Origin of the sequence: Psychrobacter sp. H8-1, assembly GCF_904846575.1 — a bacterium.
GTDB lineage: Bacteria > Pseudomonadota > Gammaproteobacteria > Pseudomonadales > Moraxellaceae > Psychrobacter > Psychrobacter fulvigenes.
The window spans coordinates 660,431-684,630 of the sequence record NZ_CAJHBG010000001.1 but is presented as its reverse complement, the minus strand read 5'-3'; the positions used below and the strand labels follow the sequence as shown (position 1 = coordinate 684,630).

Annotated in this window: 22 protein-coding genes; 9 read left to right on the top strand and 13 right to left on the bottom strand. The window is 40.7% G+C overall.

What is annotated here, in order from left to right; genetic code table 11:
- Both JMY01_RS02980 and JMY01_RS02975 read right to left on the bottom strand, forming a co-directional pair.
- Positions 1–2,022: a heme lyase CcmF/NrfE family subunit gene (locus JMY01_RS02980; protein WP_201574161.1), complete on the bottom strand. Its 2,022-nt coding sequence runs from the start codon at positions 2,020–2,022 to the stop codon at positions 1–3.
- 352 nt (positions 2,023–2,374) lie between these two features.
- A complete protein-coding gene (locus JMY01_RS02975; protein ID WP_201574160.1) occupies positions 2,375–3,706 on the bottom strand; it encodes a hypothetical protein in 1,332 nt (443 codons plus the stop codon).
- 419 nt (positions 3,707–4,125) lie between these two features.
- On the opposite strand from JMY01_RS02975, the gene mrdA reads away from it, so the two are divergent.
- From mrdA to scpB, 9 genes are all read left to right on the top strand, one after another.
- On the top strand, positions 4,126–6,102 hold the full coding sequence (mrdA, locus tag JMY01_RS02970; RefSeq protein WP_201574159.1) for a penicillin-binding protein 2: 1,977 nt from the start codon (positions 4,126–4,128) through the stop codon (positions 6,100–6,102).
- Between the two features lie 43 nt (positions 6,103–6,145).
- Positions 6,146–6,856: a 16S rRNA (guanine(966)-N(2))-methyltransferase RsmD gene (gene rsmD / locus JMY01_RS02965; protein ID WP_201574158.1), complete on the top strand. Its 711-nt coding sequence runs from the start codon at positions 6,146–6,148 to the stop codon at positions 6,854–6,856.
- Positions 6,857–7,052: 196 nt separating this feature from the next.
- Complete coding sequence (rplM, locus tag JMY01_RS02960) at positions 7,053–7,481, top strand: 50S ribosomal protein L13 (protein WP_201574157.1); 429 nt, start codon at positions 7,053–7,055, stop codon at positions 7,479–7,481.
- 10 nt (positions 7,482–7,491) lie between these two features.
- Positions 7,492–7,878 carry a 30S ribosomal protein S9 gene (rpsI, locus tag JMY01_RS02955; RefSeq protein ID WP_201574156.1) on the top strand — a complete coding sequence of 129 codons (387 nt, stop codon included), beginning with the start codon at positions 7,492–7,494 and terminating at the stop codon, positions 7,876–7,878.
- A 264-nt stretch (positions 7,879–8,142) separates the two neighbouring features.
- The gene (locus JMY01_RS02950) at positions 8,143–9,261 is read left to right on the top strand and encodes a lysophospholipid acyltransferase family protein (protein WP_201574155.1); all 1,119 of its coding nucleotides are present in this window, start codon (positions 8,143–8,145) and stop codon (positions 9,259–9,261) included.
- Positions 9,262–9,483: 222 nt separating this feature from the next.
- On the top strand, positions 9,484–10,575 hold the full coding sequence (locus JMY01_RS02945; RefSeq protein WP_201574154.1) for a lipid A biosynthesis acyltransferase: 1,092 nt from the start codon (positions 9,484–9,486) through the stop codon (positions 10,573–10,575).
- A gap of 125 nt (positions 10,576–10,700) precedes the next feature.
- Positions 10,701–11,786 (top strand): tryptophan--tRNA ligase, encoded by a 1,086-nt coding sequence (gene trpS, locus JMY01_RS02940; RefSeq protein WP_201574153.1) that lies wholly within the window; start codon positions 10,701–10,703, stop codon positions 11,784–11,786.
- Between the two features lie 16 nt (positions 11,787–11,802).
- Positions 11,803–12,678, top strand: a complete 876-nt coding sequence (locus JMY01_RS02935; protein WP_201574152.1) for a ScpA family protein — start codon at positions 11,803–11,805, stop codon at positions 12,676–12,678.
- Between the two features lie 25 nt (positions 12,679–12,703).
- Positions 12,704–13,237: an SMC-Scp complex subunit ScpB gene (scpB, locus tag JMY01_RS02930; protein WP_201574151.1), complete on the top strand. Its 534-nt coding sequence runs from the start codon at positions 12,704–12,706 to the stop codon at positions 13,235–13,237.
- Positions 13,238–13,393: 156 nt separating this feature from the next.
- Here scpB and JMY01_RS02925 read toward each other — a convergent pair whose 3' ends face one another.
- The 11 genes from JMY01_RS02925 to JMY01_RS02875 all read right to left on the bottom strand — a co-directional run bounded on the left by JMY01_RS02925 (position 13,394) and on the right by JMY01_RS02875 (position 24,151).
- A complete protein-coding gene (locus JMY01_RS02925) occupies positions 13,394–14,113 on the bottom strand; it encodes a GNAT family N-acetyltransferase (protein ID WP_201574150.1) in 720 nt (239 codons plus the stop codon).
- Between the two features lie 152 nt (positions 14,114–14,265).
- Complete coding sequence (locus JMY01_RS02920) at positions 14,266–15,477, bottom strand: DegT/DnrJ/EryC1/StrS aminotransferase family protein (protein WP_201574149.1); 1,212 nt, start codon at positions 15,475–15,477, stop codon at positions 14,266–14,268.
- Between the two features lie 79 nt (positions 15,478–15,556).
- Positions 15,557–16,210: a NeuD/PglB/VioB family sugar acetyltransferase gene (locus JMY01_RS02915; protein ID WP_201574148.1), complete on the bottom strand. Its 654-nt coding sequence runs from the start codon at positions 16,208–16,210 to the stop codon at positions 15,557–15,559.
- A gap of 11 nt (positions 16,211–16,221) precedes the next feature.
- Positions 16,222–16,818, bottom strand: a complete 597-nt coding sequence (locus JMY01_RS02910) for a sugar transferase (protein WP_201574147.1) — start codon at positions 16,816–16,818, stop codon at positions 16,222–16,224.
- Position 16,819: 1 nt separating this feature from the next.
- Positions 16,820–17,962, bottom strand: coding sequence for a glycosyltransferase family 4 protein (locus tag JMY01_RS02905; RefSeq protein ID WP_201574146.1), 1,143 nt, complete (start codon positions 17,960–17,962; stop codon positions 16,820–16,822).
- Positions 17,949–19,019, bottom strand: coding sequence for a glycosyltransferase (locus JMY01_RS02900; protein WP_201574145.1), 1,071 nt, complete (start codon positions 19,017–19,019; stop codon positions 17,949–17,951). Before JMY01_RS02900 ends, JMY01_RS02905 begins: the two co-directional genes overlap by 14 nt.
- Complete coding sequence (locus JMY01_RS02895; protein ID WP_374220339.1) at positions 19,016–20,047, bottom strand: EpsG family protein; 1,032 nt, start codon at positions 20,045–20,047, stop codon at positions 19,016–19,018. Before JMY01_RS02895 ends, JMY01_RS02900 begins: the two co-directional genes overlap by 4 nt.
- The gene (locus tag JMY01_RS02890; RefSeq protein ID WP_201574143.1) at positions 20,044–21,117 is read right to left on the bottom strand and encodes a glycosyltransferase family 4 protein; all 1,074 of its coding nucleotides are present in this window, start codon (positions 21,115–21,117) and stop codon (positions 20,044–20,046) included. Before JMY01_RS02890 ends, JMY01_RS02895 begins: the two co-directional genes overlap by 4 nt.
- Positions 21,114–22,079, bottom strand: a complete 966-nt coding sequence (locus JMY01_RS02885; RefSeq protein ID WP_201574142.1) for a glycosyltransferase — start codon at positions 22,077–22,079, stop codon at positions 21,114–21,116. The genes JMY01_RS02890 and JMY01_RS02885 overlap by 4 nt, the downstream gene beginning before the upstream one ends.
- On the bottom strand, positions 22,076–23,587 hold the full coding sequence (locus JMY01_RS02880) for an oligosaccharide flippase family protein (protein WP_201574141.1): 1,512 nt from the start codon (positions 23,585–23,587) through the stop codon (positions 22,076–22,078). Before JMY01_RS02880 ends, JMY01_RS02885 begins: the two co-directional genes overlap by 4 nt.
- Complete coding sequence (locus JMY01_RS02875; RefSeq protein WP_201574140.1) at positions 23,588–24,151, bottom strand: GNAT family N-acetyltransferase; 564 nt, start codon at positions 24,149–24,151, stop codon at positions 23,588–23,590. It abuts the gene before it with no gap.
- Between the last annotated feature and the right edge of the window lie 49 nt (positions 24,152–24,200).

Below are 24,200 nucleotides of genomic sequence, written 5' to 3'. Positions count from 1 at the left end.
CTACCCCTCCTTCACAGTCGTTACTGAATCTACCGCTGCTGGATCTAGCGCATGGTCAATCGTAATCTCACGCGGCTCTTTGGTCTTTTTGATACGGTAGCGTCTATCAAACATACTGAGCAATGCGCCCAAGGCCATAATAATCGACCCCAACCAAATCCAGCGAATTAAAGGCTTCACATAGATGCGTACTGCCCACTGATTACTATCTTCTGCGATAGGCTCACCAAGTGCGACGTACAAATCACGCATGAAGCTTGCGTCAATCGACGCCTCTGTCATTGGCATCATACTAATGATATAAGTCCGTTTTTCAGGATATAAAGTCGTGACCTCGCGGCCATCTTTCGTTATATCGACCTGTGCTTGCATGCCATCATAGTTACTACCTTTGACTTCATGAAAATCCGATACTGTAAAGTCATAACCTTGTACATGCACCGTGTCTCCAAGCCCCATCGCCACATCGCGCTCAATATCTAAGCTGGTGACAAAAGCAACACCTATACAGGCGATAATCACCCCTACGTGTGCCGTTTGCTGACCCCAATAGCTAAGACGCAGCTGACGCAGACCTTTAAAGAAATTAGGGGCGTTCTTGGTTTTGTCTCTAAAGTCAACGATCATCCATAGCAGTACCCAAAAGCTCACCGCTAAAGTCACGCCAATATTGAACATAGCAGATGGACTGGTAAAGTAGGCGATAATAGCAGCCAATACGATACTACTAGCGGCAATGGCGATACCCACCCCTAGTAACGGACGCCTATCTTGTTTCCAGCGAATATTAGAGCCCATACCCATAGCGATTAACAACAGCCATGTCAAAGGCACAAACAGCGCATTGAAGTATGGAGGCCCTACAGATACCTGACCGAGACTAAAGGCATCAGCGATAATAGGATAAAGTGTACCGAGCAATACCACGAGCGTTGCAATCAAGATAATAGCGTTATTAATGACTAAGAAAGACTCGCGCGAAACCAGCTGATACTGACTCTCAACCGTCAAACGCCAACCACGGACAGCGAACATCAGCAGACCGCCACCAACGATGATACCAAGAATGATTAGGATAATCAGACCACGGGTTGGATCGGCTGCAAACGAATGCACAGAGGTGATTACCCCAGAGCGTACTAAGAAAGTACCGAGCAGACTGAGTGCAAAAGCAAAAATTGCCAGCATAATGGTCCAAGCTTTAAACACACCACGCTTTTCGGTGACTGCTAAAGAATGTATCAATGCGGTCCCAGCAAGCCATGGCATCAATGACGCGTTCTCTACTGGATCCCAAAACCACCAACCACCCCAGCCAAGCTCATAATATGCCCACCACGAACCAAGAGAGATACCGATGGTCAAAAAGCCCCAAGCCGCCAATGCCCAAGGACGTGACCAGCGCGTCCAGACCGCGTCCAAACGTCCTGCCCACAATGCCGCCATACAAAAAGCAAACGGCACCACCATACCCACATAGCCCATATACAGCATCGGTGGATGGAAAATCAATCCAGGATCCTGCAGTAAAGGGTTTAAGTCAGCGCCATCAACGATCAGATTTGGTAATGTGCGCTCAAACGGTGATGAAGTAAAGATCATCATCGCCATCATCATCAGCTGCACGCCAGCTAAGATCACCAGTACCCGCGCGCGCATCGACAGCGGCAGACCTCGACTGAAATATGATACCAGCGCACACCATGTCGCCATGATCGTCATCCACAACAATAGCGAGCCTTCATGACCGCCCCATGTCGCTGATAACTTATAATACCAAGGCAACAAGCTGTTAGAGTGCTGCGCAACATAAACAAGGCTAAAGTCGTTATAGTAAAAGCCTGCCATCAGTGCGCCAAATGATAATATCATTGCCACAAACTGCGCCCAAGCCAAGCTTGGCGCTAAACGCTGCAATGAGACTTGGCCATGCATGACCCCAACGGTCGGTAATACCACCTGCAAAATCGCCAGCACAAAGGCGGCGAGCAAGGCAAAATAACCCAATTCTGTGATTAACATACGGTCTAACCTTGTTTACCTTAATACGGTCATAGTTTAAATACAGTCATAGCTTACGGTTACAGATTAGGTGTTTAAGTATCATCACTCGCCCCCTACTATCTGTCTATGTATGACTCATTATATTTTTAACAGGATATTTATCTAAGCATCATCTAACTAGGTTTTGTCTAACTAGGTTTCTTCTAGTTTCTAAACTCTGAGGTTTATAGGATTTACATTGGCGTACATTAACGTCAACTTGTCACGGTGTTGTATCTGCCCTGTATGCGCAGTGTAGTAGCAACTTATAAAAACCCATCATCTAATAGCGACAGCGAATGAAGATACGCGTCTTTTACTGAGCACCCTACTACATAGTTGGATAGAACACTAAAACCAAATGCAACCAACCCGCCAAAAAGCCAGTCAAACCACCCAGTACAATCAGCGTCAACTCATCTTCACGAAACGCAGGGCGCAATAAGTTTTGGAACTCATGCGGTGATAGCGCACGCAATCTATCACGGAACATCCCAAATATTTTACTTGCACGGCTCTCATTTAGCTCAGGATCACGTATTGGCACCATGGTGGCGGAGATTGACTTATCAATAATGGTATTTTTGAGTTGACCGAACTCTCGGCGACCAAGACTTAAACGCAAAGTCGTTCTCACCACCGGAGATTCTAAAATTTGATAAAGATGCGACTTCATCAGCTCGCGGGTTTGCGCAGCACGAGCACCATACATCATCTCATTCATGATGTTTTCTAAAGTCACCAAATCATTGACCACAATTTCAGCAAAAACATCAGATACTTCATCCTGGCGCTTCATAAAGCCGCCCTGCCAACGAAAGTGCGCCACATGTGGCAACTGCAGCTTAATAAACGGAAAGGCTTTACTTATTGATAAAAACTTAATGTAAGGTATCAATCGCGGCTCAACAGGATTGAACACCATCCAAATCGCGATCCAGTTAGTAAGCAGCCCCCAAACGGCAGCAAAAAACGGTACGGTCCAATGCTGTGGCACGACTAAGAATATGAACATCTGGATAATACCAAAAGCCAAACCAATCAGCGCACTGATGTGCCAGATAAAATCTATCTCTTTTTGGCCAACTTTCAAAAACATATTGACCATCAAACGCCGATCACCTTCCATCTTATTGACAATCATCTGACGCATATCGACCAATTCTTCTACTTGGTAGGTCAGATCCGTCACCATCGACTGCATGATTTCAGGTAACACTTCATGAGCTTGTGCATAAATACGGCGTTTTATTGCATAGGGCATATTGGCCCATAACACATCTGAACGCTCGAGCATGATCTCATCCATTAAGGACTCTAGATTCTCATCAACAGCGTCGGTGATAAACACTGCCATCTGCTCGGGTTCCATCGCTTGTACAAACTCATCAAGTGAGCCAAGCTTTGAGAGCGTTTGATCAACGATCACCCCTGATATCTTACCCGCTTTACGCGGCACAATACCTTGCCAGCCTATGCCAGGCAATCCAAAAAACGGAAAATTAGGTATGCGGATACCCCAAAACTTAATGGGATAAAACAACATTTTTAGTGCCATCCACACATGTGCCCACGTAACAAATGCAGTCACTGGCGGAATGGTCAGCATAGCAAAAAATTCTGGGTGTTCAGCGAACGTCTGCCATATTGAAGTTGCGTCCATGAATCTGTATGCCCCTGACGTAATCGTTATTGTTGCTTAAGCTATCATCGTTGTTGCTACTAACCAGTTGTCATACTACCTAGCGCTTGGCAAACGTTTGTAGAACAACGTTTTACCCATAAAAGATGCTAGTAAACAAATCGCCTGATTTTAGCATACTTGCCATTTATTAGCACATAATGAGCCTATCCAAGTTGTGACTATAAGTGACAGATTTAGCATTTGCTTTTATCATTCTATGTTTTAAGATACTATTTGCCTGACTCCTGTATGGCACACACGCTGGCAAGGTCAATGTGAGCCGACAAAATCAGCGACAGTCACTCTATTCTGTTATAATTTATCGTTGCCTCAATCATTCTTTTTTTGCAAATATATACAGCCGCTATTATCTACTGTGCTCATTGGTACCGCTTTACATGAATAAAACCCTCTCCTCAGATACCGACCAAAGCACTCGTGTTTTTATGCAGCGTATCCTTATTTTCGGTCTACTGATCTTTTTAGGTCTGGGTGGGTTACTGCTGCGTTATGGCTATTTGCAAGTGTACGAGCACGATAAATATAAGACGCAAGCTGACAACAACCGCATTAAATTGATATCAGCGCCGCCAAGCCGTGGTTATATCTACGATCGCAACGGTATCTTACTCGCTGATAACCAACCTGTTTTTACCGCTATGCTCAGTCCGGATGCCGTAGAAGATCCCGAGCGCACGTTAAACCTACTTGCTCCTATTTTTGAGTTGACAGAAAAAGACATCACCGATATTTTGGCGCGCTTGAATAAAAGCAACAATGACCCTGTCACCATCAAGATCGATTTAACCGATGCACAACTGGCACAGTTCAGTGAGCGTAAACCGTTTTTTCGCGGCGTCACGATTCAAAGCAAACTGACTCGCGCCTACCCTTACGATGAGCTATTTGCCCACGTCATTGGCTATGTTGGCCGTATTAACGATAAAGAAACCAAGCAAATTGATAAAGATCGTTATGCTGGGACTGACCTTATCGGTAAAATTGGTATCGAACAAAACTATGAAGATATTTTACTTGGACAGCCAGGTTATCAGTCAGTAGAAACAGACGCTCATGGCAATATTTTACGGCAATTAGAAACCAAACCACCGATTGCGGGTAACGACATTACCTTAAGCTTGGACTACGGTTTGCAGACCGTTGCCCAGCAGCAGCTAGATGGCCGTCGCGGCGCTATTGTGGCGATAGACCCGAAGACTGGCGATGTGCTAGCGTTTGTCAGCAATCCAAGTTACGATCCCAACCCCTTTATCTCTGGTATCTCCTTCAAAGATTATGGCGCGCTACGAGATGACATTGACCAACCTCTCTATAATCGTGCGCTGCAAGGTATGTATCCGCCTGCTTCTACCATCAAGCCCTTTGAAGGCTTAGGCGCGCTACATTATGGCTTGCGCGATTGGAACACCTCTATTTATGATCCAGGTTATTTTAGCTTACCAGGAGACAACCATCGGTTTCGTGACTGGAAAAGAGGCGGTCACGGCTCAGTAAATCTTGAAAAATCTATCGTTATGTCTGTCGATACTTACTATTATAAACTGGCTTACGAGATGGGCATCCAACGCCTGCATGATTGGATGGTGCGCTTTGGTTTTGGTGAAAAGACAGGTATTGATTTGCCGAATGAAAAATCCGGTCTCATGCCCTCGCCAAAATGGAAAAAAGAGACGTATGATAAAAACTGGCTACCAGGTGAGACCATTTCAGTCAGTATTGGTCAGGGTTACTTTTTGGCCACACCGTTACAGATTGCTAATGCGACCGCGATGACCGCTAGCAAAGGACAGCATATTACGCCGCACCTACTAAAAAGCAGTGATGGCGCAGCAGAAATCGATATCATTACCAAGCCTGACGGCAAAATCGACTTCGATGGCAAACCTTCTGACTGGACTCGTATGCATGATGCCATGGAAGAAACCGTCAAACGCGGCACCGCTCGTGGTATTTATACCCCGCGCTATCGCATCGCTGGCAAAACAGGTACAGCACAGGTCAAGTCTATCGCTCAAGGTAAGAGCTATGATAAGTCAGCGATAGATAAGCGCCATTGGGACCATGCTTGGTTCAACGGTTTTGCACCGGTAGAGGATCCACAGATTGCGCTTGCGGTACTGGTTGAGAATGGTGGTGGCGGTAGTGCCGTCGCTGCGCCCATCGGACGGGCACTATTTGATTATTGGGTGTTACAACGTCCAACGGATCCTATATTGCCACCGACCGCTGATGAGCTAAAAGCCATCAAACGCCAAAAAGCGTTCGAAAAAGCAGAAAGAGACGCGATACGCGATCAAGAGCAAGCACTAAAAGAACAGGCAGAAGCCGAAGCAGCGACTAATACTACTGAATAAAGATACCGAATCATCTGGTCATGACTGGTCAAAAAATCAAACTATGAAAAAAACTTCTAAGCAGCGTAAAGCTAATTCACTTACAACTAAGCCACGTAGAGCCAAGCCAAAAACGACCGCTAACTCTAAACCGACTGCTGCAGGCAGTGTGCGTATTATTGGTGGTCAGTTTAAACGCCGCAGCGTGACTTTCATTGACGCAGACGGCTTACGACCAACACCAGATCGCCTGCGTGAGACCTTATTTAATTGGCTAATTGCGGATATCTATAGCGCGCGCGTGCTTGATAGCTGCGCAGGAAGCGGGGTGCTCGGCTTCGAAGCGTTATCACGCGGAGCCGCTCACTGTACCTTTATTGAAGCCAGTCACCCTCAAAGCCAAATGATCCAACAAAGCGCACAGCAGTTAAGCCTTGCTACTGATAACTATCAAATTTTTCATGGTATGGCCGAAAAAGTCTTAACTCAAGCTGGGCACTTTCAACATCCCTTTGATATTGTGTTTATCGACCCACCCTATGCTGCTGAAGATCTGTGGAAACCCATTTTAACGACTTTGATACTACAAGACTTAATTTCTGCCAACACTCTTATTTATTTAGAAGCAGATAAAGATTTGGACGATCAATTAGCCGAACTGGCCACCTCACTGCAAATAAAATTGACGACACAAGGAGCAAGTGGCTTTGAGTGTGTTAAACAAACCAAAGTTGGACAAGTTGTCGCTGGACTTTATCGGCTCGCACCGTCATAATTAGCCCACTCGCCTTAAGAAATGCCAAAAACTGCTAAAAACCTATCTAGATATTGATATTTAATGCTTAGCAGGCAAAAATAAACCACAATGCAGCTTGCAAGCGTAAGCTCTACTGCTTATAATGTGCAGTCTGTTTTTTGAGAGCCCCGTTCCCAGACAAACTCTCAACGAATTTTAATTTTAAGGTTTTATCATGAAAACACTTAGTGCAAAACCAGCTGAAGTGACCCATGACTGGTATGTCGTAGATGCTGACGGCAAAACCCTTGGTCGCTTAGCCACTCAAATTGCTACTCGCTTACGTGGCAAGCATAAGACTTGTTACACTCCTCACGTTGATACTGGTGACTTCATTGTTGTCATCAACGCTGAGAAAATCGCGGTAACAGGCAAAAAAGCACAAGATAAAAAGTACTATCGTCACAGTGGCTACCCAGGCGGTATTAAAGAAACCAACTTCACTAAGCTGCTTGCACATAAGCCTGAAGATGTTCTACACAAAGCAGTTAAGGGTATGCTTCCAAAAGGTCCTCTTGGCTACGCGATGATCAAGAAGCTGAAACTATATGCGGGTACAGAGCACCCACATACTGCTCAGCAACCTAAAGAACTAGACATCTAAGGAGTCACTTATGGAACGCAATTACGGAACAGGTCGCCGCAAGACTTCTACTGCACGTGTCTTTTTAGCGAAAGGTACTGGTAGCATCGTTGTTAACGGCAAGCCACTTGATGAATATTTCAGCCGCGAAACGTCACGTATGGTTGTTCGTCAGCCTCTAGAACTACTAGAATCTGCTAACGAATACGACTTATACATCACAGTTGCAGGCGGTGGTATTAGTGGTCAAGCTGGCGCAATCCGCCACGGTATCACTCGCGCGCTTATCGAAGCTGACGAAACCTTAAAGCCTGCCCTAAAAGCAGCTGGTTTTGTTACTCGTGACTCGCGTAAAGTCGAACGTAAGAAACTGGGTCTACGTAAAGCACGTAAGCGTCCTCAGTTCTCAAAACGTTAATCAAAGCTATTACTTATCTCTATGCTATTACTGTATTTATCGTAAATACGCAGTAGCAACTTTAGATAAATTAATAGATTTGCGAAACCTTACAAGTTGTTTACAGCTTGTAAGGTTTTTTTTGTGCCTGAGTTTTTATGGAATTAATCATTGATATGCATTCGCCTTATGGGCTTGTTAATTGATATAGATGCAAAACCTCCCTTGTAAAACCCTTCTCTCTACTTCATCATGACAGCAATCTTTATAATTAGCCTTGATGCCATGAAAGCGCCTGAACGATTTGACCCCAGCAAACCTGATGCTCAGGATGATGGACCACCGCCAAACATTGAACACCATGACAACCCTTATAAACTTACAAAACCACCTTCATCACTAGCACCTACTAAAGACACACCTACCATTAAGCAGGCCCAAAAGCGCGATACATCGATAGATAAAAAATCATTCCAATGGGCTTTCTTGCTGCCCAAATATTGGGGAATATGGTTGATAATGGCAGTAGTTTTACCCCTTATTTACCTACCGCTACGTTGGCAGTTTTGGTTAGGGCGCAAGTTAGGTATTACTCTATATAAGACGGCCAACTCGCGGCGGCGTGATACCTTAATTAACCTTAGGCTTGCCTTTCCTGAGAAGTCAGAAGCAGAGCGTGAGGCGATGGCTAAGCAAGTCTTTGTCAATCAAAGTATCGGCGCTTTTGAGACCTTATGTGCCTGGTTTCGACCCAACATATTTACACGCACCGTTACGATTTCAGGTCTGCAACATGTGGTGAATGCACAAAATGAAGGGCGAGCAGTGATACTATTGGGAGCACATTACACCATGCTTGATCTAGGTGGTTTGCTGTGCTCACAGTTTTTTACGTTGGATTGTATGTACCGCCCGCAGAATAATGCATTCCTTGACTGGTTTATCTATAATGCTCGCTCATCTATGTGTAGCAAGCTCATCTCAAGTCGTAACATGAACAGCTTAGTCGACTCAGTGAGAGAAGGACGTATCGTCTGGTACTCGCCCGACCAAGATTATGGCCTTAAGTATGGAGTGATGGCACCCTTTTTCGGTGTTCCCGCAGCGACAATTACTGCCACGCGGCGACTGGCGACCGTTGGTAGTAAGGAGCATATGCCAGCGGTGATGGGACTACATACTTATCGGCAGAGCCCTGATAGTTTGTCACGCGGCAAACGTCCCCATTACCATATAACCATCACGCCAGCACTAGATAACTACCCTAGTGATAATGAAGTGGTAGATGCAACGCGAGTTAATGAGATGTTAGAGGATCTCATTCGTATTGACCCCACCCAATGGATGTGGTTTCATCGACGCTTTAAAAACGGCCCCGTTGGTCTTACTGATATCTATAAGTAGCCTTTTCAATCTAAAACAATAGCTGCTTATAATTTTGCTATACTTTGCTGTAAAAGCTACTCAATGCCAAGCCCATTCAACTCTAATTTTAACTACCTAACTTTGTTGGTGTAGACTGATACCAATACGCCCTAACAGTAGTAACTTTTCATTCTCAAATAAAGATCATGATAAGATGAAAACTCGCCCAAAAAATAAGACGTATTGCGATGAAAGGATCTTATGAAAGCGCCAGAACAATTTGACCCTAGTAAGCCCGACTCTCAAACTAATGTTGCACCCGTGCAGCAAAGCAGTTCGAGCAAATCACCTGCGCTTGCAAAAGGCACACCAACGATTACCCAAACTCATAAACAAACGGCACAAGCAGATAAAAAACCCTTTCAGTGGCAGTTTTTACTTCCTAAATACTGGGGTATCTGGCTTCTGATGGCGTTTATTATGCCGATGATATATCTACCATTACGATGGCAGTTTTGGCTAGGTCGTAAGCTGGGTATTTTGATTTATAAGGTAGCTGGCTCGCGGCGACGTGATACTTTGATCAATCTAAGACTGGCCCTTCCTGACAAGCCCGAAGCTGAGCGTGAGCTAATGGCAAAACAAGTTTTTGTCAATCAAGGCATTGGTATGTTTGAAACTTTGTGCGCTTGGTTTCGCCCCAATGTTTTTACCCGTACAGTATCTATATCAGGTCTACAACATCTGGTTAATGCACAAAACGAAGGGCGTGCCGTTATTTTATTGGGCGCTCACTATACGATGCTGGATCTAGGTGGTAGACTCTGTACGCAGTTTTTTGCCACTGATTGTATGTATCGGCCACAGAACAATGAGCTTTTAGAATGGTTCATCTATAATGGTCGCACCAACATCTTTGGCAAACAAATCTCCAGTCGTGATATGCGCAGTCTGGTGAACTCTATCAATGATGGACACGTTATTTGGTACTCTCCTGACCAAGACTATGGTTTAAAACAAGGAGTTATGGCACCCTTCTTTGGCGTTCCTGCCGCAACGATTACCATGTCTAGACGACTGGCAAAGCTTGGTAGTAAGGAACACCCGCCAGCGGTCATGGCGCTGCATACTTACAGGCAGACACCAGATAACCTTCCGCGTGGCAAACGTCCGCATTATCACCTGACCATTACTCCCAAACTGGATAACTATCCTAGTGATGACGAGGTCGCTGATGCTACCCGGGTGAATGAAATCCTAGAAGGATTAATTCGTATTGATCCGACTCAATGGATGTGGTTTCATCGTCGTTTTAAAAATGGGCCTGAGGGTCGTACTGATATTTATAAGTAGGTTTTATTCCCAAGAAAAACAGCAAGGGAATTTGCTATACTTTACCGCTAATATTTTGCGCTATTGCCAACCCATAAATAACAATGCATTTATAATCACTTGATAAACAAAATAACGGATTTTTCATGAGTAATAATCAAAATTCTGACAGTCAAACCTCTGGTGACTCCGCAGCCACCAAACGCATTCTCACTGGCATAAAACCCACAGGTATTCCCCATTTGGGTAATTATGTTGGGGCAATTCGTCCAGCCATTCAATCGATTCAAAATAGTGACGATGAAGCATTTTTCTTTTTGGCAGATTATCATGGCATTATCGGCTGTTACGATCCTGCTATCATTCATGAGTCCACTAAGGCGATTGCTGCCACGTGGATTGCTTGTGGTCTCGATCCTGAACGCGTGACCTTCTATCGTCAGTCAGATGTGCCTGAGATTCCAGAGTTGGCTTGGATTTTAAATTGTTCATGTGCCAAGGGATTGATGAACCGTGCACACGCCTATAAAGCAGCTGTCGACGTCAACATGGAAAAAAGCGATGTCGACCCTGATCAGGGCGTCACTATGGGTCTATTCGGCTATCCAGTGCTCATGGCCGCTGATATTTTAATGTTTAACGCGACCCATGTACCCGTTGGTCGCGATCAAGTGCAGCATATTGAGATGGCGCGTGATATTGCGGGTACGTTTAATCACAGATACAAGCCACTATTTACGCTACCTGACGCTGTTGTCGATGAGGATATACCGCTACTGACAGGGCTTGATGGCCGAAAGATGAGTAAAAGCTACAACAACACCATCCCATTGTTTGGGGACGCCAACCCACAAGTAAACTCCGAAAAACAGATGCACAAAGCCATCATGAGGATTGTCACTAACTCTCAACTGCCAGATGAGCCAAAAGACCCTGATGACTCAGCTATCTTTGAGATTTATAAAGCCTTTGCAACACCTGATGAGATTGCCGATATGCGCACACAATATGCGGCAGGTATTGGCTGGGGCGATGCCAAACAAACTTTATTTGATAAAATTAATGCTGAGATTGCCCCATTCCGTGCACGTTACGAAGAGCTAATGGCAAATCCAAAAGAGCTAGAAGAAATCTTACAAATGGGCGCAGACAAAGCCCGTCGTCATAGCCGTAAACAGCTAGACAAGACCCGCCGCGCGATTGGTATTCGTCCGCTTGCTAAGCTTAAGTAGTCGATAAACAGTGCTCATGAATGCGAGCTATCCAGCTCAACATGCAACTGACCATAGTACGAATGATACGCTTAGCATTCGTATTTATCAGACACCAGTGCAGCACTTGCCAGAAGATCTTTATGTGCCACCTGGGGCCTTTGCTATTTGGTTAGAGCAATTTGCGGGGCCACTGGACTTTCTTTTGTATCTGGTCAAAAAAAACAACGTCGATTTGACGCAAATGCCGATACTGCCCATTACTGAGCAGTATTTGGCTTATATCAGCGAGTTGGACACTGATCATTTTGAGCTAGCTGGTGACTATCTATTGATGGCATCGACGTTGATAGCCATCAAAACTGAGCTGCTACTGCCTGCGCCTGAAATGCCGAGCGATGAGCGCGACCCAAAAGCTGAGCTGACCCGTCGCCTTGAAGAGTATGCGCAAATCAAGATTGCCAGTCAGCGCTTGGATAATTTAGTGCGTCTTGAGCGTGATGTGTTCTTAGCGATGGTCAGTATGCCCAATCAAGACATTATGAATGCCGAGCTACCAAACTATTCACCAAATTTATTGGTTGATAGTTTATTCAAGATGCAACTGCAGCCCGACTACCAGATGCATAGCGTCAAGGTTGATGCGGTACCGCTCGCTGATCGTATTGCTAGTATCAGCAGACAACTGAGTACACATGGATCAGGCTCGTTTTATGAGCTGCTTGATAAAAAGCAAGGTAAGATTGGCGTGGTGGTAAGTTTTGTGGCGGTGCTTGAATTGATGAAGCGGCAGCTGGTTGGTGTCGTCAACACAGAGTTAACAGACAGTACTCCTACTAATGATACTTCTGCTCATAATGAGTCTGCGGAAGACAATCAGATTGACCAGCTAACCTTACAGTGGCTAGCTTAATGACTTTCAACAGAGAATATTTCTAATGACAGACTCTCAAAGTCTATATCTTGAAGAGATGAGCAGACATATAGAAGTGCTGTTGCACGCATCAGAAGCCTCGCTCACTACAAACGCTATTAAAAAGCATTTGTCTTTATCTACCAAAGAGCTAGAACAGGCTTTAGAGATATTACGACAACGCTTGGACAATGGAGTGCTTAGCTTACATGAGACCGCCGGTGGATATCGCCTGCAAATTGCAGATAGTTATAGCACGCTAATACAACGGGTCTTCCCGCAGCGGCAAGAACGTCTCAGCCAAGCGTTACTGGAGACTCTGAGCGTCATAGCCTACAAGCAACCAGTAACTCGTAGTGATATTGAATATGTGCGCGGTGTGAGCTTATCAAGCAATATACTGCGGCAATTGTTTGATAAAGGTTGGATCATCGAGGATGGTTACAAAGAGACGTTAGGTCGTCCAGCCCTCCTCCATACGACACCGCAGTTTTTGGATGCTTTTGGACTGACTCATTTGGATGAGCTGCCACCAATGCCTGATTTGGCAGCTATTTGAAATATAACACCTTACTCTTTAAATATTTTTTTAAGGATCGAATTCGGCTTGCACAAAGCAATCAGGTTAGAAAGGCTTATGCCAATAGAACAATATGAGACATCCTTCTCTTCTATATTAACCTAATTCTAAAACTCGACATAACATATCAAACGTTCATCCGTTAATATATTTTACCATTCCAACAACTACTCTATTGTAGATAGATTTAGACAAGGCTTTTTTCGAGATAGATTCCGAATCTACTACTAATAGTCCATTTATAGCTCCATGTAACTTATTAAGTAGCTTATCCTCTACTATCTCAGCGTTTTTTAATAATAAAGTATGAGGCTTTACAAAATAAAAATCCAAGCCTTTAATACCCATAACATTTACGTTAGAAAACCCAAAATTAGATAGATTCTCTCTATCATGGTACACAATAGTATTAGGTTCTTGACTTTTCAATTCTAGGATAGAGAATCTCGTTTCACTTTTGATTTCAAAGCCATTAGATAAATACCAGTCAAAAGCTTTCTTATTAGTTGAATCCACATCTAAAGATACATTCAAACCATTTAGTTCAGCTTCTTGGATAGCCCAATATAATAACTTTTTACCCAAACCAACTCCTTGATGAGAAGACGCGACTACCATATGATTTATATGTAAACACCCGTCAGATTTCTTATACTGTATGACAGCAATCAACTCATCATCATTAACAATACCAAAAAAATCTTCTAGCTTGTTCTCACAGATAAATCTTAAATAATTGCTTATCTTAGGGCTTTGATATGCAGTACCTAATAGATATAGGTATTCTAACTCTTTTTCATATAACTCACTGATATTATTAGCATAATCAGAAGATAGCTTTATGACTTTCATCATCGTTTCCTAGTTGCCTACACTAAACTTTACAATATAACTTGAAAAGTTTTCGTAAAAATAATTTACTTCTTTAATTAACTTACTCTAATTAAAATTAGGCAATCTATCTTCATACACTCTACTAAACTTGACCTAGACAAAGCTAATACTACCTAACTTGCGCTAGTATCACATATCTTAGAAAAAGTCATGTTTATGGCATGTAACGTTTCTTCAATCTCTTTTTGGGTAAGTGTTGGATGTACCAAGAACATCAGACTGGTATCTCCAAGTTGTCTAGCAACTGACAATCTAATCTCAGGACGTAGCCCCGTCCCGTCAAAAGCCTTTTCCAAATAAACCTCAGAAGCAGAACCAGAAAAGCATGGCACTCCTAACTGATTGATTTCTTCAATAATACGATCGCGTGACCAACCGTTTGGTAAGCCATCGGAATTAACATATATGTACAATTTATAATATGCATGTTTGCAGTCTGCAAATTGTTGCGATGTTTCTAGTTTTGGAACATATAAATAACCTTTATCTACCCACTGACTACAAACCTGTAAGATTGCATGCGCATTGGCTGTACGTTTGGCGGTCCATTCAGGCATTCTCTCAAGTTGAATACGTCCGATGACCCCTTGCATCTCAGTCATGCGCCAATTAGTGCCAAAGCTCTCATGTAACCAACGATAACCAGATGGATGCTCTTTTTCATACACAGCAGCATAGCTCTTACCATGATCTTTATATGCCCACATCTTGCGCCATAGTTGCTCATCATTAGTAGTGACCATGCCGCCCTCACCACCAGTAGTCATTATCTTATCTTGGCAAAAGCTCCATGCACCAATATGACCAATACTACCAACGCTACGACCTTTATAAAGCGCCCCATGAGCTTGTGCACAGTCTTCGATGACATACAAATCATGTTTGTCTGCCAATGTCATGATGCCATCCATGTCACATGGCCAGCCTGCCAAATGCACACAAATGACCGCTTTAGTTTTGTCCGTTATAACAGCCGCTATACTCTCTGCCGTAATATTTCCTGTTGCTTCATCAACATCTGCAAAGACAGGAGTTGCCCCCACATTGACTACACAAGAGATACTCGCAATGAAGGTACGTGGAGTCACGACGACTTCATCGCCTGCACCTATACCGAGCGCGATTAAAGCCACATCTAGCGCTAGAGTACCATTACCTAATGTAATGGCATACTTACTATCTGCCCAATCAGCGAATTCTTTTTCAAATTGACGGCACTCAGTACCTGTCCAGTAATTGACTTTATTAGATAACAGTACTTGGCTAACAGCATCGGCTTCTTCTTGGGTGAAACTTGGCCATGGTGAAAAATTGGTATTTAGCATATATCCCTCAATATTAATTACTGATAAATTATCGCTTACGACATTGTTTTCTATCAGCGCTAGTAGACTATAACGCTAGTTATTTAATTAACGCACGAGCCGGATTTCCTACAACTACCGCACCAGCAGGAACATCCTTAGTCACGACAGCACCCATACCTATAATAGCACCTTCACCAATAACTAAAGGTTTGTCAGGGGTACCTTGTCTAATGATAGCACCTGTACCGATATAGACATGATTATGAATATGAACATTGCCATTACAGCTAACCCTTGGGGCAAAAGTAACGTAGTCACCAATCAAGCAATCATGTGCAATATAACTGTACGTATTGGCATGAAAAAACTTACCAATTTTAATATTAACTTTAATGCAGACACTATTACACAAAATACTACCTTCACCTAAAATGAACGTTTCATCATCTAATATAAGAGTGGTGGGCGCCTGGACTTCGATTGAAGGTATGCTATCATTTTTGAGCTTATTTGCTAACAATTCACGTATTTTGCTATCAGCAATAGCGATAGTTACCGATTTTTTTTCAGAAGAGTGGTTTAAGAATTCATCATACTTTAGTACCTGATGACCATTTAGCTCATCAATCGTTCCAGCATCATCGATAAATACAAAAGAGGATTTATCCAAAAATGGATATTGTAATTTAACCAACGGCATAATTTGTTTACCAAATCCGCTTGCGCCGTATATACCAATAATTTGCTGCATATTAGTTTCTCTTATTGATTGTTGCCAGTAAACTTACTCATAGTCACGTCGCTACTAGCGTTAATACCATCTTTGATTAGTACTTGTTTGACAGTTTTAACTAAGATTTTAAAGTCTAACCATAGGGATTGGTTGTCAACATACCAAGTATCAAGCTTAAACTTTTCTTCCCAACTTATAGCATTACGACCATTTACCTGAGCCCAGCCTGTAACACCAGGGCGTACATCATGCCTACGAGTTTGCTCATCATTATATAGAGGCAAATATTCCATCAATAGAGGTCTTGGTCCGACTAAACTCATATCACCTTTAATCACGTTCCAAAGCTCAGGTAACTCGTCTAAGCTAGTGGCTCTAAGCGTTTTACCAAACGGAGTAAGACGCTCACTACTAGATAAAAGATTGCCTTCTGAATCTTTAGAATCAGTCATAGTACGAAACTTAATCATTTCAAAAGGTTCACCATGTAGACCAGGCCGAGTCTGCCTGAACAATACAGGCGATCCAAGGTTCTTTTTCACCTTGTAAGCAACAGTGGCGTATACTGGAGACAGTACTACTAAAGCTATACTACTAGCGGTAACATCAAAAAGTCGTTTCATCATCTCATAAGCCTAAAATATCTAAAAGTCGTTTGTTTACTGTATTGGCATCAAATTTTTCTTGAGCCATTTTATAGCTTTCTAAACCCATTTTTTCTATCTGCTCAGGGTGTTCAATGAAGTAAATCATCTTTTCAGCTAAAGCCTGAGGCTGCCATTTTTCAACTAAAAAACCGTTTACTCCGTCTATGACTGTTTCACGACAGCCTGGAACATCTGTAGTGATAATGGGTCGCCCAATAGCCATTGCTTCTTGGGTACTACGCGGTACACCTTCACGATAGGAGGGCAAAATAAATACATGACTACTAGCAATCCACTCTTGTATATTATCGACATAACCAGGATAGTTAATCACTCCTGTTGAGACCAACTCTTCCAACTCAGACTGCTGTAGTGCTCCTGGATTGGCTGAATCTATTTGACCTAAAACAGTAAACTCACTCTCAGGATACTTCTGTTTTACAATTTTGGCGGCTGATACAAAATCGTGAACACCTTTCTCTTTTAATAAGCGACCTATAAACAAGAAATTGACAGGTAATTCGACTGTAGATACAGGGCTATATATGTATTTTTTTAAATCTAGACCAATACCTCCCAAAACTTGTATTTCTTTCACTTTTATGGAGTACTTTTTTAACAAGTCTTTAGGATCATCTGGATTCAGGAATATTAATTTATCTAACTGAGGCAGTGCTAGTTTGTAAAGAATCACTCGTATATTTTTTATGACCTTTGTTCTTTTACTCAATCCTTCAGGTTGTTCAGTAAAGGTATAACCTAGTCCTTCTAGCATACCTACAACTTGAGGAACTTTTGCAAGCTTTGCAGCCAAAGTTCCAAATATGACTGGTTTTGAAAAATAAGAAAACACCATAATAGGCGCTATTTCTTTAATTTTTTTAGACAATAAGTAGGTTGCCTTTATATCTTTCAAAGGGTTTAACCCACCCCGATTTAAGCTGTAAGTTACTGGCAAGACCCCTAAACCTTCTAGCTTCTTAAGTTGATTCTCATCATACTCGGATGTAAAAGCATAGACTTTATAGTGCTTATTTAAAAGCTGTTTAATTAAATCAGCACGAAAACCATAGAAGCTTGAAGCAACTGTACCTATTATTATGATTTTATTATTGTTTTTCATATAATTCTAACCATGTATTTATAGAAGCTTCTAGAGAAAACAGCTCTTCAACTCTTGCTTTTGCTTGCTCGTTATTACGAATTATTTCACTTATCTCTAAACCAATTGCTTCTTTGAGACTATCTGCTAAAGCCTTACTATTTTGTATAGGAACCAATTTTCCTGTATCTCCCATAACTTCTGAAACACCACCGCAGTCTGTCGCTACTACGTAGCACTCACAAGCCATAGCTTCAGCAACAACTAAGCCAAACCCTTCATATTTTGAAGCTAAAACAAAAATATTGGCTTCACTTAAAAGCTCTGGAATATCTGAGCGTCGTCCTAATAACACGACACTATCACTTAAATCCAACTTTCGAATTAGCTCTTCAATTTCTGATCTGAGTTCACCATCACCGACAATAGTTAATCTTACACTTTTCTTTATATCATCCTTCAATAAAGCAAAAGCATGAATTAAATTAGGATAGTCTTTGGCATCAGAAAATCGACCTATCGTAATAATATTTAAGACATTTTCATTTAAATGGTTATTATAAATAGTTCTTTTGAATTTACTAAGATCAATACCATTATAAACAGTCCTCAAGTCACTTTTTGTAAAGGCACCTTTAGAAATAAGCGAGTCAGTAGCCCGTTGGCTGACATTAGTATTTATATCAGAGAGAGAGTTGGTTACTCTATATGCAATCATTCTTGCTTTGCCGCCCTCATTAGAGCTATGTGCTGTACAAATCAATTTTGGAACTTTAATACCAATCCGATTTAAACGAGCAAAAATATTTGCATGCACCATATGAGCATGTACAACATCAGGTTTATAGCGATTAATAAGGTGTCTATACTTCTTTGAAGCAGATAAAAAGCCACTTACTGAATCTAAATTTAGTGCAATTATCTCAATATCTTGTGATACTGGCTTGACTAATACGTTTCCGGTCAAGTAAGCAATTTTGACAGAATGGCCTAAAGCGTACATTTGATCAGCAAGATCAACGACAACTTTCTCTGCACCGCCTAACCCTAGCCCTGTAATTAAGTAAAGTATTTTCATAAGCTAATTAAACTCTTCCAATAGTTCCTAAACTCTTCTGGAGATACAGAAATAGCAAAAAGATCTGTATAACTACCATTTATGAACAAAAATAGAAATACCATAATTAAGAAGAAAATCATAACAAAAACAATCGCTCTACTTCTACTTACTAATAGAAAGATTACGAAAGGGATGACTGTGTTAAATAATCGTCCTGCAATAGGTGATATAAAGTATGATGTCAAGAACATAACCAAGCCCATCATGGCAAACTCATACATCTTTCTATTTTCTCTATTACCAAAAAAATATAAATAGATAAAAACGATTAAGAATACTAAAAATGCGCCACCACCTACTCCAAGATCCTCAATCTTTTCATAACCCTCTCCCTGTCTCAGGCCAAAAAACTTAGCTGCTAAAACTGCTATAGAAGCAAAGGCTAACATTACGAAAAAGTGTACAACTAACTTCTTATTAAAACTAAAACTCTTCAGAACAAAAAAATTCAAAAAATAAAAGACGGTAAAAATGAAGAAAACAGAGTGAAAAAGAGAGCATAAGAAAAGCACAGCTAGTATCTTCTTATCGTCCTTCAATATAAAGAAAGATAAGATAAATACAGATGTTGCAAAACCTTGTCTAATCGCAACCAACTCACCTTGTAAAACATAAGGCATTATCAAACACAAAAACAAACCAGGAATAAAAATTAAAAAGTTTCTAGAATTACGACCTAGAAAAATAAAGAAAACACTTGTAATAAACCCAACAAAAATATGTGGAATAAACTCAGGATCAAATACTTTTTCTAAGTAATAGTTAAAATACAAAAATATTGGCTCATTAAAAAACAATGCTAAAATCGACTGTTCTTTATAAGCATCAATGATCTGATCAGAGAAACTCGCATATATTACATAATAGTATCTATCACGAAACCATTCATTAGGCATATTAGATAAAAAAGCCACATACGCAAGGCCTATTACGGATAAGACTATCCAATAAATGGTTCTGTCAAGTGTTAACTTTATGCTTTTCATATAATAACTGACCATTTTTTTGATATATGATGTGCCGAAAACTTTGATGATGACTTGCTTGCGTTTCTACTTATTTCAATATAGCTTTCATTATCTATATCTATACATTCTAAAATTTGTTTGGCTAAAGCATCAATATCGCCATTTTTAACTAACCAACCATTAATTCCATTTTCAATAAGATCAGTCGGCCCACAATCACAGTCAAACGATACGACCGGCAAACCAAAAGACTGCGCCTCCAAAATAACCATTCCGAAGCCTTCAAACCGAGAGCTTAAACAAAAAAATGCACTTGTTTTGTAATGATGCTCCACATCCCTAGTTACTGGTATAAAATCAATGCGATCTGAAATGCCCAAGTAATTGGCTTGATCTTTTAACGCCTTCTCATCCTCGCCACCACCAACTATTCTTAGCTTCCAATCCTGACTTTCTTGACAAACATGTGACCAAGCCTCAATCAGAATGTCAAAACCTTTTTGATAAGTTAAACGGCCTAGCGCAAGTATGGTTTTGGATTTAGTATTAGGTAGGTGCTCTACGTTTTCATACGGTGTAGGATTTGCGATTGAAACAATTTTAGCATTTATACCTTCTAAACCGCGTTCCCATAGCTCTTTATCACGATCAGTAAGTGTGACAATATAGTCGCAATACTTTGCTGCCAACTTGCGCCCTAAATCTCTTAGCTTGACACCGAGATTCACATTAAAGTTAAAGTGTTCCCAACAAATATGATTTACTTTTAATCCGTAAACAGCAGGGACTGTAAATACACATGAAATACTATCAACTACAATAAGTGTATCAATTTGATTATGCTTTATAAATTGACGTATTTTCCAGACCACGCCAACAAAGTTCTTTTTAAAAGATATATGTTTGGGGTATAGATTATAATTATGAATACTGTCTTTCAGCTCAAAAAATGGTGTAGTTCCACCACTGAGACTTAATATAGAAACATCAACATTCTTCTCAGCCAGCTCATTAGCTATCAGACTGGTTACTCGCTCAGTTCCTCCAGAGTTATCAAGATTTCCAATCAGAAAGCATATTTTTTTCATTTTCCTTCCCCTAGTTTGTCACGTATTTTTCTTCTCAAATTAAACAAGGCAAACGATAATTCCGGTCTTAACAATGAGGCTCTAAAGGCATAGGAAATGGGTCCAATTTTTTTGGTTTCCCAGGACTTAATAACATATTCATTAAATAACTCTTTATCTTTTATAGATACAGCACATTGATAAGCATACTCTAGAAGAGTTCTTGCATACTTCTCTTGGATTAAGTTGAGCTCTTCTTCAGTAAAGTAACTTTCATCAACATTTTCATATACATGTATAATCCTATCTCTTACAAATGAACTGACAAAGCTATTTTCGTAGGTAATGCCAACAAACTGTCTATAAACGCCAAGATTTTCCTCTATAAAATATATATCACCTTGTTTTGCTTGCGCAATATGAAACTCTATGTCTAACGGCATTAAATGAGTATCACCTATATAATCATTTATCTTATTTACAAACATTTTAGATGAGTGAACAAAAAGCGCGTTAATTAAATATAAATCTAGTAAAGTATATTTTCTTTCATCAGATAGTCTGAAAGACTCTTTCATATACTTACTGTCAGCGTCCATTGCTTTCATATTATGCACACAAACGGAGCAGTCTGGGTTCGCTTCCAAAATATCGAACTGCTTTTGCAATTTACCAGGTAGCGCCATATCATCGCCATCCATATGTGCGATGTACTTACCTCTTGCTTTTTTGTAAACTTGTAAAATATTTTCCACTGCACCTACGTTTTTTTCATAAAAAAGAGGAACAATTAAATCTGGATACTTATCGACATACTGTTGCACAATCGCACGAGTATTATCTGTAGAACAGTCTTCACCAACAATAATTTCAAATTTAAAGTTTGTCTCTTGTGACACTAAACTATCTAAACACTCTGCAATATATTTTTCTTGATTATAAGTCACTACACATACTGACACCTGAATATCATTATCACTCATACTGTTCTCCTATAGAGTTTTGCTTTAAATATATTTAGGACTCTTACTGAACTGAACATTGCAATCACTACACTAATACCACTAATAATAATTATTTTAAGTAGAATCATTAAGCGATTTCCTGAAAAATCTACCCACTGTGTTGATAGCAATACAAAAACAGATACTGTCACTAAACTTGGTAAAAAAGTTTTAAACCACACCAGATTAATATTAGGTTCAATTTTTATATGGATATAACTCACCCAAAATACTAAGTAAAATAGCTGCATTAAGAACCAAACCCAACCAGCGCCAACAGCTCCATAGTGTGTGGCTGCCCAAATAACAGCTGGTATTAGTATCATCACACTTGTAATATTTCCAATTAAATGGTATTTCAAATTCCCTTTTGCATATTGCAGATAATACGGGAACGCGGTAAGGGCTAAAACTGCATTACCCAGTGCATACAACCTTAGAACTGGCGCTGCTTGATTTGCTAACTCCATATTCCCAGTCCATGCATATAATACTGGTTCCGCTACACCAGCAAGTACAATACCTGCAGTAACTACAATTACAGCAATAAACTGTGTTGCGTTTAAATAAACCTGTCGCATTTGCTCGTATTGCTGCTCTGCTTCCAAGCGTGCCATGCGTGGCATAATCGGCGAACTAATTGGAGCACTTAGTTGTAACACCCCCCCTGCCACTAAAACAGCTAAGGTAAAATATCCATAATCAGCTAAAGGTAAGATACCTGACAGTACAAATTTATCTAACTGAGTGAATAACACCCAAATTGAAGATGTCAAAGCAATCGTTAATGCAAAACCTAATAAAGGTTTTACCGGTTTAATAGACCACCCTATTAAATCTTTTGAAGATGTCTTAGGTAAAAGAAAATAGGTTTTTGTCACTAAAATAGCGAACTCTACTAGCGCCAACATTAACTGAAAAACAAAAAAACTTTTGATCGTAAAACCAAAAAAGTACATGTATAGCAATACACCTGGAAATTTGAAGGTAGCGCTTATACTATTGATTACGCTTAACCACACTATTTGCTCAAAGCCAGATATTACGCCGCGATATAAACCTGCCATCCAACGTAGTGCTACACATACCGCCATTACTTGAAGACAGAACAAAACATCTTCGACACTTAAGTTTTCTAAGTTTAACCATTCTGCGGCGATATAGTCATCTAATAAAAATAAAACACCACCACCTATAATGGCAATAACTAAGAATATTAAACTTAGAGCTCTAAATAACTGTCTAAAATTTAGAGCCGTTTCTTTACCAGCATTATATTGCGCAGTTTGTCGACTTATAGTAGGTGTCAAACCAAAATCAAGTAAGTTAAATAATCCTTGAAGCATGGCAAAAAAACCTACTAAGCCATACGCCTCAGCGCCCATATACTCAATATAAAAAGGTAAGATTGCTATACTTATAACGATTAAGTAAATCTGGCTAGTATAGCTCGCTATAACATTGAGCTTTAATGAAGGTCTTAACACTTAGCTATCCCAATAATTATTGTCTTTCATAAATTCATCATATTGTTTATGAGTCATACCAATTAAAACTTCATCATGAAACTTACCGTTACGATATATTGATTCTACTCGTTTACCTTCAATCTGCCATCCCAGTTTTTTTGTGGACAAGCCGATCGACCTTGCATTATATTCTAAGATTGTTGCACCTAGACGATTCAAGCCTAACTCTTTAAATGCATAGCGCATGATAGTCATTCCAGCATCATAAGCATAGTTCTTACCTCTATTACCCACTTCGCCTAGCATACCTCCGCTTATTGCATTTCTGTTTTTCCAATCGATATCAGACAAAGTGTATGTACCGATTAATCCAATATCATAAGCTTCTACTGCAAAAATTTGATTTTTCATATTGCCATGATCTATATTTTTGACATAGCTCTCAGTACTTATTTTAGAGTACGGGAAGTGCCAGCCTACTAAGTGGTGCCAAAGTTCAGGAGAGTTCGACCATTTTATTAAAAGATCTAAATCATCCAGCTCTATCGCGCGAAACTTTACTAGCTTACCTTCAATATTCATGAAAACACTCCTCTTTTTATTAAATCCACTTAACCTTTATTGCAAAAAC